Annotated in this window: 1 protein-coding gene; it reads left to right on the forward strand. The window is 41.5% G+C overall.

Annotation, left to right across the window (positions count from 1 at the left end; translation table 11 throughout):
- Positions 1-354: integrase core domain-containing protein (locus KTE19_RS13320; RefSeq protein WP_217342493.1), on the forward strand; the 354-nt coding region annotated here is incomplete at its 5' end.
- Positions 355-398 lie beyond the last annotated feature (44 nt).

The raw sequence follows: 398 nt of genomic DNA on the forward strand, positions 1-398 counted from the left end.
GAGTTTGCCTTAAAACCTCTGGAAGCACTCGTCAATTTAATTCCAAATCAGCCATACAAGCAATTCTTACACACAGACCAAGGTTGGCAGTACCGACATCAAGCATGGCAAAAGAAACTAAAGAGCGCTCACATTACACCCAGCATGTCTCGACGAGCAACCTGCCTAGATAATGCCTGCATAGAAAGCTTCTTCAACAAATTGAAAGTTGAATTAGGTAATTTATCCAACTACAATTCCGCTAAGGAATTGATAACGGCTATCAAGAAGTGGATAATCTATTACAATAGCAAACGAATACAAATGAAACTAGGCGGCACAGCGCCGATAAGCTATCGACTCCGTGCCGCCTAGGAAAGACAAGCAAATATTTACTTTAACTTTTGGGGTACACCTCA

The sequence above is a fragment of the Lentilactobacillus dabitei genome (genome assembly GCF_019061365.1).
GTDB classification, from domain to species: Bacteria; Bacillota; Bacilli; order Lactobacillales; family Lactobacillaceae; genus Lentilactobacillus; species Lentilactobacillus dabitei.